The organism is Sulfitobacter sp. 1A15258 (genome assembly GCF_043557045.1).
Classification (GTDB): domain Bacteria; phylum Pseudomonadota; class Alphaproteobacteria; order Rhodobacterales; family Rhodobacteraceae; genus Sulfitobacter; species Sulfitobacter faviae.
Genome location: NZ_JBIFFK010000014.1, coordinates 26,805 through 40,972, shown reverse-complemented (window position 1 = coordinate 40,972; position 14,168 = coordinate 26,805). Strand labels below are relative to the sequence as shown.

Annotated in this window: 11 protein-coding genes and 1 pseudogene; 6 read left to right on the top strand and 6 right to left on the bottom strand. The window is 51.8% G+C overall.

Annotated features, from left to right (window positions below; genetic code table 11):
- Positions 1-75: 75 nt before the first annotated feature.
- Positions 76-246, top strand: a pseudogene (locus tag ACGYK9_RS18460) (DDE-type integrase/transposase/recombinase); the annotation flags it as partial.
- Between the two features lie 216 nt (positions 247-462).
- On the opposite strand, the gene ACGYK9_RS18455 reads toward ACGYK9_RS18460, so the two are convergent.
- Positions 463-2,217 carry a GMC oxidoreductase gene (locus ACGYK9_RS18455; protein ID WP_394414822.1) on the bottom strand — a complete coding sequence of 585 codons (1,755 nt, stop codon included), beginning with the start codon at positions 2,215-2,217 and terminating at the stop codon, positions 463-465.
- Positions 2,218-2,364: 147 nt separating this feature from the next.
- Here ACGYK9_RS18455 and ACGYK9_RS18450 point away from each other — a divergent pair, with 147 nt between their 5' ends.
- A complete protein-coding gene (locus tag ACGYK9_RS18450) occupies positions 2,365-3,495 on the top strand; it encodes a DegT/DnrJ/EryC1/StrS family aminotransferase (protein WP_394414819.1) in 1,131 nt (376 codons plus the stop codon).
- Positions 3,496-3,503: 8 nt separating this feature from the next.
- Here the strand turns inward: ACGYK9_RS18450 and ACGYK9_RS18445 are convergent, their stop codons facing one another.
- The 3 genes from ACGYK9_RS18445 to ACGYK9_RS18435 all read right to left on the bottom strand — a co-directional run bounded on the left by ACGYK9_RS18445 (position 3,504) and on the right by ACGYK9_RS18435 (position 6,664).
- A complete protein-coding gene (locus tag ACGYK9_RS18445; protein WP_394414825.1) occupies positions 3,504-4,331 on the bottom strand; it encodes a sulfotransferase family 2 domain-containing protein in 828 nt (275 codons plus the stop codon).
- Positions 4,332-4,396: 65 nt separating this feature from the next.
- Positions 4,397-5,716, bottom strand: coding sequence for a lipopolysaccharide biosynthesis protein (locus ACGYK9_RS18440; protein WP_394414816.1), 1,320 nt, complete (start codon positions 5,714-5,716; stop codon positions 4,397-4,399).
- Between the two features lie 21 nt (positions 5,717-5,737).
- Complete coding sequence (locus ACGYK9_RS18435) at positions 5,738-6,664, bottom strand: glycosyltransferase family 2 protein (protein ID WP_394414813.1); 927 nt, start codon at positions 6,662-6,664, stop codon at positions 5,738-5,740.
- Positions 6,665-6,864: 200 nt separating this feature from the next.
- Between ACGYK9_RS18435 and ACGYK9_RS18430 the strand changes: the two genes are divergently transcribed.
- Together ACGYK9_RS18430 and ACGYK9_RS18425 are read left to right on the top strand one after the other, a co-directional pair.
- A complete protein-coding gene (locus ACGYK9_RS18430; RefSeq protein ID WP_394414810.1) occupies positions 6,865-7,608 on the top strand; it encodes a phosphatase PAP2 family protein in 744 nt (247 codons plus the stop codon).
- A 66-nt stretch (positions 7,609-7,674) separates the two neighbouring features.
- Complete coding sequence (locus ACGYK9_RS18425; RefSeq protein WP_394414808.1) at positions 7,675-8,907, top strand: glycosyltransferase family 4 protein; 1,233 nt, start codon at positions 7,675-7,677, stop codon at positions 8,905-8,907.
- A 4-nt stretch (positions 8,908-8,911) separates the two neighbouring features.
- Here ACGYK9_RS18425 and ACGYK9_RS18420 read toward each other — a convergent pair whose 3' ends face one another.
- A complete protein-coding gene (locus ACGYK9_RS18420; RefSeq protein WP_394414805.1) occupies positions 8,912-9,808 on the bottom strand; it encodes a sulfotransferase domain-containing protein in 897 nt (298 codons plus the stop codon).
- A complete protein-coding gene (locus ACGYK9_RS18415; RefSeq protein ID WP_394414803.1) occupies positions 9,805-10,956 on the bottom strand; it encodes a glycosyltransferase family 4 protein in 1,152 nt (383 codons plus the stop codon). Before ACGYK9_RS18415 ends, ACGYK9_RS18420 begins: the two co-directional genes overlap by 4 nt.
- A gap of 240 nt (positions 10,957-11,196) precedes the next feature.
- Here ACGYK9_RS18415 and ACGYK9_RS18410 point away from each other — a divergent pair, with 240 nt between their 5' ends.
- Together ACGYK9_RS18410 and ACGYK9_RS18405 are read left to right on the top strand one after the other, a co-directional pair.
- The gene (locus ACGYK9_RS18410) at positions 11,197-11,886 is read left to right on the top strand and encodes a sugar transferase (protein ID WP_394414801.1); all 690 of its coding nucleotides are present in this window, start codon (positions 11,197-11,199) and stop codon (positions 11,884-11,886) included.
- Positions 11,883-14,150, top strand: coding sequence for a GumC family protein (locus ACGYK9_RS18405; protein ID WP_394414799.1), 2,268 nt, complete (start codon positions 11,883-11,885; stop codon positions 14,148-14,150). The genes ACGYK9_RS18410 and ACGYK9_RS18405 overlap by 4 nt, the downstream gene beginning before the upstream one ends.
- Positions 14,151-14,168 lie beyond the last annotated feature (18 nt).

The following is a 14,168-nucleotide window of genomic DNA, read 5'->3' as shown; positions in this document are numbered from 1 at the left end:
AATCGGTGGGCGGATAAAATCGGAACGGGTGGGCGCATCAAATCGGAATCGGTGGGCGGATCACCCCGGAATACGCATTCACGGCGTGTAGTTGGCTGGGCGGTCTCGAACCGGATGAAACGCGACCTTGAGATCAGGGCTTTGAAGATGGCCATCGCGTTCCGTCAGCCGCCCAAGGACTGCATCCATCACACGGATCGTGGATCGCAATATTGTTCGCACGACTACCAGAAGATCCGTAAGCGCTTACGTCGAGATCGCCGAGGTTGCCTGTGGTGTTGGCGAAACGGACCCGAGAAGCAGGCCGTCGGCCTGAAAAGCGACCTGTCATCAGCCATAGTTCTGGGCCCCGAGAGAGCAAAGAGAGTACCTCTGCAACACGGCCACCAGGAACGGAGACCCTCGCTACGCGCATGCCGCGAAGCACAGCCATCCATTTGAACTACTTTAAGGCCCTTCTGTCTAAAGCTTTCCAAACCGACGACGAAGGGTTTTCCCAAGGCGCAACGTCATCGCCAGCATCATGAGGGTCGGATTTGCGTGTCCTGAAGTCGGCAAGACTGAACCGCCTGCAACATAAAGCCCCTCTACTCCGTGGACAGCGCAGTGATGGTCTACAACGCCGTCCTTAGGCGAACTGGACATTCGTGTGGTACCCATGGAATGGCCCAGGTCCATTACAACCGCAGCCTCTGGGTCTTTCTCAATGACCCAAGGTTCGAGCCGTGGTGGTGTCATGCCAGCGCCGACAAAGCTTCCGGCAAACTCCTCACCCATTCTCAGCAGATTCTCCCGAGCCATGGACCCAGGCTTCCACGCCACCCGTGGTCTTCGCAGCCCAAATACGTCCCGGCTCTGGGAGAGCGTAACACGATTTTCAGGATCTGGTGGTTGTTCGGTTGTCGCCTCAAACCGCAAACCATCCAATTTAACGGCGACACGCCCTGACTGATAATCTTGTGCGACGGTATTTGGGAAAAATCGCAAAGCCATATCTACAGTGATGCGGTTAACGGCTGAAGGCAGATACCCATGCGCTAACGCACGAGCAGCGATGCCCCGCGCCGAACGGATCGGGTTCTTGGCAATCGAGTATAGATCTTGGAACGGCTTAGCGCTCTGTTTTCGAAGAAGCCGCCGCAGCGCTGCAAATGGGTCGTCCCTAGCACGCTCCTCCGTGACGAAAACTGCACCGTTCAAGCTACATGTTTTTCGTTGATAGTCTGCCGACAACGCCAGCCCATGCATGTAAACTGATGTGCGCGCTCCTTGTCGAAAACCAAACAGCCCGAACCAGGCGGACATCGCTGCAATCTGTTGAGGGGTTGCCCGCGCAATCGTAGTTGTTGGATGATCCATAAGGCAGCGACCCACACGATCATGGGCATTTCCCAGCCCTGCAGGATTGACGTCTTTTGACAAAAGGAGGAGACGTGCATTCTCAATGGCACTGGCAGCTAGAACACAGGTGCGCGCATTTATGGTTACTTTCGTGCCTGAAAGGCTTTGCACGTTCAGCCCCACAAATGCTCGACCTTCTGGGTTACTACGAAGTTTAGTTACTGTGGCCTCGGTAAGAAGCTGCACATCATCAGGTGGTTTCGCAAGGTACTCAGCTCCGAACCGCATGATATCCGTTGGATTGCGGCGCGACCGCGCGAATTGCCAGAATGTCGATCGAAAGACCGCTCCGCTTAGCGAGGGCTGCGGCGGCCGCCGACCCATCCTTTCCCAAAGCGACTCGTCATAAATGGGCAATCCAAGATCCAACAACTCTGAAGCGCTTTCAATGTAAGGCGCAAGTTCCTCCTGTGTTATCGGCCAGTTAGAAAGCGGCACCCAAGGACGATCTGCAAAATCCATTTCGTCAAAGGGCGCGGACTTCCCGGCCCATGCCTGCGTCGAGCCGCCAAGGCCGCGACAGCGGACACCATAGGTTTGTAATTGGCCATCCCAGAAGCGGGTAAGATTACGGTGATAGGTCTCACGCTGCTTAAACTCTGCAGGCTGCCAAGACCCATCTGCGATCTCAACGGTATCAAGGTCTGCGTGCGCGAGGTCTTCTTGCGTCCCCCCGCTCTCTACGACAAGCAGCTTGATCCCAGCTCCTGACAACGCGCGCGCTAAGGTAAGACCACATGCGCCTCCGCCGACAATAACGATATCCGCTGATAGGCTCTCACCGTCAGAAAGCGTATTGATGCTCTGAATTGTCATAGTAAAGCCTTTTGAATAAATTGAAACGACCCTTACGCCGTGTCAAGTGCTTGACAGCTCCAAGGTTCATCGCCTTTCGTGATCGAAATAAAAGCGACGCATGATCCTTATTTTTGAAATTGTCTAATTGCAGGATGAAAGCCACAAATGGCCAAGCTTGGATTTCGTGAATGGTTCGCGGTGGGGCGTGTAATCGCAAATGGTCATCTGCTTCGGTCAGAGGACAGCTTGCAAATGTGCTCCCAATTTGAAGCAGACCTCGCCCGTTTTACCAAGGCAAAACATACGATCGCAGTTTCTAGTGGGACCGCAGGGCTGATTTGCGCGCTTCAAGCTTGCAACATAGGTCCCGGCGATGAAGTGTTAGTCCCCGCCTATACTTGGGTGGCGACAGCCGGAGCTGTTCTGCTCGTTGGCGCAGTTCCCGTACTTGTTGAGATCGATGAGTCGCTAACTATCGATCCTATTGATCTTGAGGCTAAATTAACACCGCGCAGCCGTGCTGTAATTCCAGTGCATATGATAAACCGACCGTGCAATATGGAGGCTATTTTGCGTATCGCGCACAACAATGGCTTGCGCGTCATTGAGGATGCATCGCAGGCAATCGGTGTGCGCTACAAAAACGCTTTCTGCGGCACGATCGGCGACATTGGCGTTTTCAGCTTCAATCAATACAAAAACATGACCTGCGGAGAAGGTGGTGCCATTTTGACCGGCGACCCAGAATTGCACGACCGGGCTCTAAGCGCCCATGATATGGGAATTGGCTATCGAACTCATAGGGAGGGTGGTAATTTGCCACTTTTCCTTGGCAACAATTACAGGATTAGTGAAATACAAGGGGCAATACTCCGAGTACAACTCGCAAAGCTTGACGGACGATTGAACCGCATGAAGCGTAACTCCGCAATGCTTGAGGAGGTGCTGAAGACTGCTGGTGTCCCTCTTGCCCGCAGAAATGATCCTGACGAGACCCTCAGTGTAGCCTGCACCTTCTCCACAGAAGATGATGCTATCGACTTTGCCGAGAAGCGTGGTGTTCGCCGTCTGTTTGATAACTCAAAGCATATCTATACAAGGTGGTCTCCGATCCTTGCACAACGCATGCACCACGTCGCATTTGATCCGTGGAGCTGGGCCGGAATCCCGTTCGATCAACAGCGTAATGACTGCCCACGGACGCTAGATCTGCTCCGCCGCTCGTGTGCGGTCAACTTGGTGGCCTCCCTCCCCTATCCCGCGGCAAAGATGCTGGCCCGCAGACTGGTCGCCTAGTGGCATCATCAGTCGCCTCCAAAGATCGCGTTCCAGACGGCAATGTCAGGTGCGCAGACCTCCTCAACAGCCCTTCGCTGTGAGGGGGTCAAATTACTGGCCGACACCGTGGCTGTAGCAAGGCCGGTTCGGTTCTCGTGACCAATGCGGATACGGATGCCCAAAATTTCTCTAAGCCCCATAGAAAAGCCTTCAAGATCATCTAGTCGACCCACTAAATCAAAACGCCGCAGATTTGTAACTGCTGTCGAGATCGCTTCAGGCGTGCGGATATCCTCTTGGCCAAACTGATCCGAAAACATTTCGACAAACTCGGCCCCCATGCGCCGTGCTCTCTGCGTATCTAAAAACGTATCAAAATCTTCACTGATTTGACCATGTTCCCCTGCACCACGGCTGCTCCAATTGTAATGAGAGATAAAGCGTGAAACCGGCTCGCGTAGCAATGTCACGAATTTGTAGCGCTCGCCGAAGTGTTCATAAGCCACATGCGAGAATGGGACATGCAACGAAATGCAGCGTATGTCGTCATAAAGCAGGTAGAGCATCATTTGCTGACGCAGGTCGCTTACATCAGTTAGCATCTGCTCTGTATCTGTACGTCCCGTAAAGGCCTTGAATGCCTGAAAGCTAGGCTCTGGTCTCACGGTCGCCTGACTGGTCAAATAGCGCCGTCGGAGCGCCCGTGCGACCGATGTCCCACCACATTTAGGGACATGGTGAAAGACAAAACGTTGAGGTGCGGTCCTGTCCAGAAATGCCTGATTGAGCTTTCTAACCCGATTTATTGTATCCAACCCTGCATCAACCTTTCTAGCCAACCAAGTAGCCCCCATCATTGTGATGATTGATCAGGGGGTGTCAACGATTTGACCATTGCGGCCTGCGCGCATGTTTCCGCTCAATTGAGCCCCCCTTTGCCCAGGGGCTGCACTGCAACTGCGAGGGCCGCGACATGAACAATGAGTGCGGCACACATCCCCCAGGCAATGCCTGTCAACCCAGCTTGCGAGCCACCGATGATGCAAAGGATCACCATGGCAGACGATGCCCAAAGCCGAATAAGAAGGTTTTGCCTAAATCGACGGGCGGCAAGAAGACACATCTGAAGCGCAAGTGCGCCCGACCTGAGGGCAGCAGCTAACACACAGATCGCCAAAAGGCCGCCCAAGTGGGCATAGTCCCTCCCGAAGGCCGCCTGAACCAAACGGTCACCAAACATGAGGCTGAGCCCAACTCCGATCACCGCGCAAAGTATTATAATCACAAAAATTCTGCGAAGGACGCCCCATAAAACCCTACCCTCTTGATCGCTGATCAATCGGTTGAACCGTGACGCCAGAGACTGCATGGCAGACATTGCGACTGTCGATATCGCCTGCATCGCATAACCGACAACGGTGAACTGCCCCAGAGCCACAACACCCAACAACCAACCGATTACGTAGCGCGGCGTGTTTCCCTGCAAAGCTGAAAGTAAACCATTCAATGCCAGGAACACCGAATTCCGAGCCAACTCAATCGTCCGGATCGGAACAAATCCTTCCGGTGCGCCTTGAGCGCGCCACAGCTTGTGCGCCTGAAACAAATCAATGAACAGGGCAATAGTAGTCCAAACAAAAAGTTGTCCGAGGAACGCGAACTCTATGGGCACACCGTTTAACAGGAATAAAACGAATACCAGGGTCCCTCCCATGCTGCGCAGAATGAGAGACCCTGCAACACGTTGCATCCGATCAAAGCGCTGGAAAACGCCATAAGAAAAATTTGAGAGGCTCTCCGCAACTTTTGTGGCTGCAAGAATAACTAGAATAGTTAGCGCACTTCCGGAGAAAGCCGCACCCCCGATAAAAAGGACTATCAGAAACCCTATAGATGCGGATATCAGTAAAAGGTTTCGAAAATCATGAAAACTATAGGCCGATTTATTGGAGGCCGCGACATTCATTCTTATATTCAAATCAAAGAAGAAAAAAACTGGAATCACCACCGCCGTTGCGAGACCATAAATCCCGACCTCAGCAACTGTCGCAAACCGGGTAAGTGCTAGAAGCGTAACAAACTGACTGACTACATAAACAAGTTGCCCAAGAACCCCCCACCCTAGAAGGGTGCGCATGGCTGTCGGTCGGTTAGCTTTAGACATATTCAGATCAAGCACCTTGCAAAGTAAAAAAGATATCGCCAAGCGGAGCCACCTAACGAGGGCGATGAAAAGCATGGCTACTCATCCGCCTTAGGGTCACCTTCGCTTAAGTGTTTGGTCGAACTCTAGAATACGGTCCGGAGCAGACCGCCCCCGTAAAATATCGAATAAGGCCATCATGTTTCCTCGCATCCGACCCGCTCTGTCGGTCCAGGGCTCAGGAAACGCTGATCTCATCAGGTTTGCTATAATATTTTTGCCCATGAGTTTGAACGCTGGCAGGCGCCTGACCGTACCTTTACGAGTGAGATATACTGGGTTAGCAACCTGAGAATAGCCCAGTAAAAAACCAGATGTCCTTCCTGTTTTGGTGCCAAGGTGGACGCCAATCAGACTCTTATCAATAACTATTTTGCCATAACGCGCCATGCGCCGGGAAAGGTCCATATCTTCCAGCCAGGCGTATAAAGGTAAGTTCTCATCAAAACGTTCGGGGAACTTTAAGAGAGTCGAAACACGGATGGCCATATTGCACCCGTAAACCGAATAGGTCTGCTTTATTTGCGGTTTGATTGGTGTTGCCGGAGCGCATCTCAACACGCGCAATCCGTCCTCATGCGTCAGGCCTGGCCCATGGATCCCGTCCTCCAGCAAATGGCCTGTCGACATTACGATGTCGGGATGACACAGAAAACTGCGGCGCAAAGCAGAGATATACCCATCGGCGATAAGAAAGTCGTCATCTAGAAAAAGGATCACCTCATTCTCGCTTTCAGCATCCAGAATTCTGTTTCTCTGAACGCTCGACCCCTTTGACCCCCTTAAAATCTCAAGTGGAAAGGGAAGTGGAGGCAGGCTTTTATGAGAAATATCATCGGCCTGCGCCACACTAACGATTAGGCGATCTGGGTGGTCTTCCAGACTGGCTAGATAGGCTATCGTGCGACCCGCGATGTCCGAACGACCTGTCGTCGCGATCGCCACCGTTACACGCCCCCCTTCGGCTTCGCAATTGCCCGACATTCACTGGTCTCCTTTGCACGGCCCGGAAAAGCAAAGACTGCTTCTTAAGTTTATGAATTTTTATCTCAGCTAAAGTGCAAGCATGCCGGATCCAAAGCTGTAGTGTGGCCATTACTCGACACTTTGCCAATAGCAGCAGCTGTAGACTTGCGATAGTTCTTAGCAAAGGAACACGAAAATGACGAAGACAGGACATCCACTTGTCCAAACTAGTGTTTACCCCAAAGTCAAAAATCAACAAGGAAGCATCAATGGATTTAATACTAGCCGAAAATATTAACAGTCTTGTTGGTGTACTTCCTGCATTCGATATTCTTTTGCACTTTATCCAAAATTCTTATCTCGTAAAAGGTCTGTTCGCGACTTTCATTCTAGTGGTGCTCCTAGAAATTCATAAGAAGGGTGAAGATAGCAGACTCTTAAAGACATGCGCTACGCTAGTAGTGGTATTTATCGCGATTTTCCTTGGGCGCATACTTCAAATGGCCTTGCCGTTCTCTCCCAGACCCCTACACACGGAAGGCCTCGAACTAACCCTCGTGAACGGGCTCAAGCCTGATGTATTGAGCAACGACAGCAGTTTTCCTAGTGACCATGCGTTGATGTTCTTTGCAATGGCATGCAGCGTACTTTGTTATCATCGCCTTGCGGGGGCGGTACTTCTTGTCCACGCAACAGTGGTCATCAGCCTGCCGCGTCTCATTCTTGGGTTTCATTGGATGTCTGATATCGCTGCGGGGGCCATTCTAGGCGGACTACTTGCATTTATGTTGCACCCCGTCATCACGCGGTGGCTCTCACGCAGCCCGCTGCTAGCTTTCCGCGCCAGTTACCCCGGACCGTTCCACGCTTTGCTTTTCGCGCTTTTGTGTGAAACTGCCACAATGTATCAGGGCAGTCGGCAGTTGCTGAGCTTCCTAGCAGATCTCGCACGTCTCGCCTAACGGGCGACAAGGCCGCTCTCACCTCCCACGAGTACCGGTTGCTCCCCTTGTGAAGGACTGTGTGAAATGAACGCAGAAGACTTTGACCGGCGCATACAGACAGTTCTGATCGTCGGGGATTTTTCAGAAATCAATGGCGGCCAAGCGAAAGTAGCGATCGAATCCGCCCTGCTTCTAGCGCATGCAGGTCTCCACGTGATATTTTTTGCCGGTTCAGGCGTGCCAGACGCAACGCTGTGCCATCCGCGGATCAGGACCGTTTCTCTTGGCCGGCACACGCTGACTAGCAATCCTAATCGCCTCGATGCAATGACTGCAGGTCTCTGGAGCCGCTCAACGCTGCGGGCATTGCGCCGCGAAATTGCAGCCCTCGACCCCAGTTCCAGCGTGGTTCATTGTCATGGCTGGGCCAAGGTGCTGTCGCCATCTATTGGACGGGCGCTGGCGGAGAGCCCTGTCCCAACCCTCTATACGATGCATGAGTATTTCCTCGCCTGCCCGAATGGTGGGTTCTTTGACTATCAAAAAAAGGAAATTTGTACCCGGCGCCCATTGTCACTAAGCTGCATCTGTACCAATTGCGATGTTCGCCATGCCTCCCACAAGGCGTGGCGCATTGCGCGCTCTGCACTTGCACAGAGTATTGGACAGATGCCACGCGGGCTCAAACATGTGGCTTATATCTCGCAAACTCAATTGCGGGCAATGAACGCCTACCTTCCCGCCGAGGCACGCCGCCATGCTCTGCCAAACCCTGTCGGGAACGGCGGGCTCCCGGTCGATGCCCGGGCAAACGAAGCCTATATTTTCGTGGGTCGGCTCTCGCCGGAAAAAGGGGGCCTGCTCTTTGCTAAGGCAGCTCTGATGGCAGGCGTTAAAGCTATCTTCGTTGGTGATGGCCCAGAGGCAGGGGCGATCCGCAAGGCCAACCCCGACGCGATTATTACCGGCTGGGTCAGCCCAACTGAAGTGCAGGCGCATTTATCTGGCGCGCGTGCACTCATTTTTCCCAGTCTTTGGTATGAAGGTCAGCCACTTGCCCCGATTGAGGCCTTGATCCGCGGTGTTCCTGTGGTTTGCGGCTCATGGAGCGCCGCTTCGGAGGTCGTAGATCACGGTGTAAATGGAGTGATCTATAATTCGCCGGATGTGGAGTCTCTCGCCAACAGTCTTACCCAGGTGGCATCAATCCCAGCATTCGACGCCCGTTCACTTGCGGACGAGATGTCTCCAGAGCGTCACTTGAATAGACTTTTGAACATCTATGAAGAGATGCTGGCCCAAGAGCCGACACGATAGAGCATTATACCCAAGTGGATAGATCAAGATCGAACTCTTCGGCCAATGCTTTATTATCCTCTGCAAATTCAGCTCGCAGCAGTGCCAACATATCGTCCATCCCACGTCGCTCGGGAGCGCGCGTGTTCAGCTGACGGTAGAGGCTTCGCGCAATGCTATAGACTGCCCCTTGAGGCAAAATGCCTCGTAGTGCGATATTGATCTGCTGAAGGTTGCGATTTCTAGGTATGTAACTCTCGTTCTCGATTTGAAATTCGTAGCTCTCATAAAAAGTTGGGTCCAACCCGACCCAAGTTGCCAAACTGATCATGAATGCCCGGGCATCTTCTTTTAAAGTATCAAAAGTGCAGACCTTCATTCTGTCCGGACCAAGTCGATCTCGCCAGTCGCGCAGCCAATGCACATAGGCTGCGTTTTCCAAAGCATTAGCTGCCAGCTCATTTCCGGCAAAGTCGCAGCTCCGATGCCTAAGCGCTTTCAAATAATCTTCAAAACACATTTCCCTGGGTATCGCCGCCCAGTTATTTTTAAAATAGACATAGGTGGAGTAGATCTGTGCAGCTGGCTCACGCAAAATGAAAAGGCAACGAGGGCAAGTCGGAAGCTTTGGGATCTCTTCAAGAGCTGTATGACTATAAAGATAGCTAGACGTCCCCTCCAGAAGGACCGATACCCCATTTGGTACAGGAGAAAATGATTTGGAATAAAGGTCCAGCCCGTATGACGCATTGAAGTCACGACGAAACACATGGCTGCCCGGATCAGCGAAAAAACAAGGCTCTTTAGGTTTCGATCCATGGGCGTGCGGATGATCCGCCAGCCATTGGAAGACGGACGAAGTTCCTGATTTGGGCGCCCCCGCAATAAAAAGCGATGGCAAAGCAGACGTGGTATCGATCATTTCTTGCCGCCCTTGGTAAGGTGCCGAATATAACCTGCCATTTCTTTGGTGAACCGCCCCAGGCTAAAATGCTGCTCGAAAGTTTCAAACGTTCGCGACCGCATCTCGGCAAGATCGGCAGCATTCAGTCCGGCCAGTACGTTCACGAGCGTTTCCCTAGAACCATCAAACTCCAAACCACACCCATGCCGTGACAGAAAATCTCCCATTCCACAGCCTGTCGATGCAAACACTGGGGTCCCGTTACGCATTGCCTCGAGGACCACCAGCGGCATGCCCTCCCACCTTGACGGCACAATCACCGCATCCGCTGACCGATAAAACCCATCTACTTCATGACGTTTAGCCCAACCATGATTTACAACGCCATCCGTTAACTCTGGAATATCCCCACCTCGCACCGCACCGCCAACAAGATGCAAGTGCAAGTTCTTATTCGATGCCCTGGCGCGCACAAATGCTGAAAGCAAAATATCCAGTCCCTTCTGCCGATCGAACCTGCCAACGAAGAGCAAATGCACGTCAGTTTTGTTTTGGCGAATAAACAAATTCTTTCGCGCATCGGAAACTGGAGGATGTACAGCTTGAGCGACAACCACATGATCACCCCGATAGCTAAAACGCCGTGCAATAGCGGCCTCGCCCTCAGAAACGTTAACCACAAGATCGGCCAAACCACTTAATCTTCCTTCAACTGTGCGAATAATGCGGCCGCGCCAGCTAGCTGGATTTACCGCCGCAACCGCCCAGCAATGCGCACAGTAAATAGCTGGCGTTCTATCCCTCAGAAGACGCAAAATAAAGAGAGGTATCAGTGAAAAAGTACTGTTGAAAAAGTATACATCCGGACGCAAACTACCTCTTTGCTTCAAAAATGCGAAAACAAATCTTATCAGACTGGGTATATTTCTCCCACTACGGGAATAAAAAAACAAATTACAATTGTCGCCAATTATACCTCTGTCGCTCTCGGGAAGCAGAACAAATGTTGATATACCGAACGCTGAAAGCGCTATAAGATTTTCTTGATAGCGGCCGACACCGCCATTCGCCGTCTCGCACAGGCTGAGCACTGAAAGTGGCTGCGTCGACCTAGCTACTATGGCCGTTGATTCGGACAGTTCGCGATCATTAAACTGATTTTTCACCGCTTAAGACCCCATTTTGATAGATCTACTGGACCCGCATTCGGGACAATATCCAGGCACACTCACTACTGTTTCCTCTGCGGACGCAAATTTTATTTTTTTACCTGAGTCTAGCCCTTTACCTAAAGGAGTGTTTGACTGCGCCCGTCAAATCTAGGCTAGAATGAGGCGCATTCATGGCTACACATGGCCAGGATGGGTGTCAAATTCGACCAATGACAGGAATTAAAAAAAACAGTGATGTTACAGAGATACAAACATGGGTTTGAAGTTTCATCTCAGGCTGACGAAGTCCTTCGTTTTTCGCCTGGATCGTCTCGAATCTATGTTCTCTTTGTCAAAAGAGGCTTCGACTTCTCTTTAGCTCTTATACTATTAACTCTTCTATCACCTGTTTTGCTATGCATTGCAGGGATCGTATCACTGGACCGAGCTAAGCCTATTTTCGCTCACGAACGGGTTGGCATGAACGGTCGCAGATTCAAATGCTATAAATTTCGAACCATGCGGCCTGATGCCGATGATCTATTGGAGAAAATTCTTGAATGTGACGCCGCTGCTGAGGCGCAATGGAACAAGAACCATAAAATCTCCAACGATCCCCGGATCACTTATGTAGGGAAATGGCTCCGCCAGACAAGTTTGGACGAACTGCCGCAATTACTTAATGTGCTTCTAGGGGATATGAGCCTCGTCGGCCCAAGGCCGATTACCTATGGAGAAACAAAGAGGTATAAGGAACATTTACCGAAATACCTCGCACTTCGGCCCGGTTTGACAGGCCTCTGGCAGGTCTATGGGCGTGGCACAGTCGATTACTGTGAGCGGATTGATATGGACGTAAATTATTTTCAAAAGATAAGCTTTGTCGGTGATATCCGACTTATATGCATGACTTTTAGTGTAATCTTACAGCGCAAGGGACAATGACACTGCACCCCCATAAAGGAGCTAGTGACGCTCGGATTGGTGGAGGCATTGCTGAAGCAGCATCTTTATCAGAGGTGTTTCGCGAGTCTTTAGGGTTTCTGCACCGTTATTTTAAGTTAATTCTGGTGATGAGCATCATCTCTGGAGCGGTATTTCTAGTTGTTACGCATAGAATGGAACGTCTCTACAAAAGCTCAGCACAACTCATGATCGATGCTGTTCCCTCGAGTCCAATAGATGTGGAAAAGACCCCTCTATCCTCCCCTACGACCGAGTATGTAGACGCCCAGACCTTGCTAATTGCTGCGGACGATACGCTTCTGAAAGTAGTCGAAAGGGGACAATTGGTCGACGTCCCTTTCTTTCGTCGAGCCCCCCCCAGCGTCATTTGGCGTACTCTGTCTCAGATAAAGAACGCTGTTCTCGGCCCTAAACCAGATGTCGGAAGTTCAGAAGTGGGAACCCCTTCTCGGGAGGCACTGGTCGCCAAGAGCATCCTCTCGGAAGTACTTAGTGTCGAACGGCAAGGTGACACCAATATAATTACGATCAGTGTCCGAGCCAACTCTCCCGCCCTCGCACAGCGAGTGACAACATTGGTCGCAGAAACCTATGTCGATCATCGCCTCGCGAAACGCAGGCAGGACGCTAAGGAATTCAGCGATTGGATTGGCGCTCGCGCTGAGGAACTCCGCCAACAAGTAAGCGTTGCGGAGAATGCGGTTACAGAGTACCGAGTGCAGCACGATCTTTTCGGCGATCAAGATGGTGGATCGTTAAATGATCAGCAGTTAACCGAAGTGAATACTGCGCTGTTAGAAGCCCGTGCCGACCTTGCGCAGAAAACCGCGGCATTGACACGGGCCCGGACCGTCGCTGCCGGCGACGGAGACGTACTCAGCCTGCCTGAAGTGCAGCTTTCTGAGATCATCAATGAGCTGCGCAATCAGATGCTTCTTCTTGAACTGCGTGAGCGCGACCTTAGCGCGGCGTCAGACCAGTCAAATCCAAGGCTGCTCCAAATCCGCCAGCAATACGATGAGATGAAACGACAGCTCGATGACGAAGTCGAGCGCATCATCGGGATGTTGGCGAACGAAGTCGAAACCCTTGAGAGCCGGACCGCGCTGCTATCTGAAGCATTGTCAAAAGCCGGCGGCGACTCGAAGCTTGAAACACAAATTAGCGTCGATTTGCGCCAGTTGGAGCGCGTCGCGGCCGCGTATCGCCAATATTACCAGCGCTATCTGGAGAATGCTGGTTTGGCTGCGGAACTCAAGTCCTTCACAACCAGCGGCACTCAGATGGTCACTTCGGCTACGATGCCGCTAGACCATTTCTTCCCCTCGGTCACGATGTTTACAATTTTCGGATTGATGCTGGGGGCGGCAGCGGCCATCATCATCGGGGCACTCCGCAATGCTTTAGATATGACGTTTCATTCGCCTCAGGAAGTCGAGCGTATGCTAGGCATCAAAGTCCTTGCACAGTTTTCTAAGCTACGAACCAGCACGCACATCCCGGACATTTTGGAAACCGACCCGCAGTCGCCGTTCAGTGAAACAATCTCAGTTCTACGCTATCTGATGTGCTCCGTAAGCTCCGATGACAACAACGCGCCGGTTCTTCTTGTCCTGTCCAATGGCGAAGGAGAGGGCAAAACCTCTATCGCAGCCTCCTTGGCAAAGTCGGCCAGTCTAGCCTCACAAAATGTCTTGCTCATCGACGGAAATTTACGCCACGCTAGCCTGTCAGAAACATTCGGATTTAAGAACGAAATCGGCTTGGCAGATGTGCTCCAAGGCGCGTCGTGGCAGCCACTCGACATCGTGAGCGAAGGCGTTTTAGACATCATGCCCGCAGGCATACTAACGGATATGCCTGTCAGCGCCCTAGAATCGCACCTCCTGCCCAAGTTTCTAGATCTTGCCCGCGACAGCTATGATCTGGTCGTCATTGACGGACCACCAATGACCCATCTTGCAGACTGCTCCATTCTGGCAAAATTCTGCGATCAGATACTGTTTGTCATGCGCGCCGGTGTGACACGACGTGACCAATCTGTCCGCGCGTTCCAAAATCTACCAAAGTCGAAAATCACTGGTGTCGCCATGACTGACTGCCCCCAAAGCAGTCCAATCGGCCTATCCTCAACCTACAAGGTTCACGAAAAGGCCAATAAACATTGGGGCAAGGCTGTCAGCTATTACCATCGTGAAACGGAGGTTAAGAACTTAGCACAACGCAGAAGACGAGCTGGCTAATGAAACTTACGGTACGAG

Bases quoted from the DNA above. Each gene is read 5' to 3' on its own strand.
- ACGYK9_RS18410 (WP_394414801.1), top strand. From the start codon at position 11,197: ATGTTACAGAGATACAAACATGGGTTTGAAGTTTCATCTCAGGCTGAC.
- ACGYK9_RS18420 (WP_394414805.1), bottom strand. From the start codon at position 9,808: ATGATCGATACCACGTCTGCTTTGCCATCGCTTTTTATTGCGGGGGCG.
- ACGYK9_RS18425 (WP_394414808.1), top strand. From the start codon at position 7,675: ATGAACGCAGAAGACTTTGACCGGCGCATACAGACAGTTCTGATCGTC.
- ACGYK9_RS18405 (WP_394414799.1), top strand. From the start codon at position 11,883: ATGACACTGCACCCCCATAAAGGAGCTAGTGACGCTCGGATTGGTGGA.
- ACGYK9_RS18440 (WP_394414816.1), bottom strand. From the start codon at position 5,716: ATGCTTTTCATCGCCCTCGTTAGGTGGCTCCGCTTGGCGATATCTTTT.
- ACGYK9_RS18455 (WP_394414822.1), bottom strand. From the start codon at position 2,217: ATGACAATTCAGAGCATCAATACGCTTTCTGACGGTGAGAGCCTATCA.
- ACGYK9_RS18445 (WP_394414825.1), bottom strand. From the start codon at position 4,331: ATGGGGGCTACTTGGTTGGCTAGAAAGGTTGATGCAGGGTTGGATACA.
- ACGYK9_RS18450 (WP_394414819.1), top strand. From the start codon at position 2,365: ATGGCCAAGCTTGGATTTCGTGAATGGTTCGCGGTGGGGCGTGTAATC.
- ACGYK9_RS18435 (WP_394414813.1), bottom strand. From the start codon at position 6,664: ATGTCGGGCAATTGCGAAGCCGAAGGGGGGCGTGTAACGGTGGCGATC.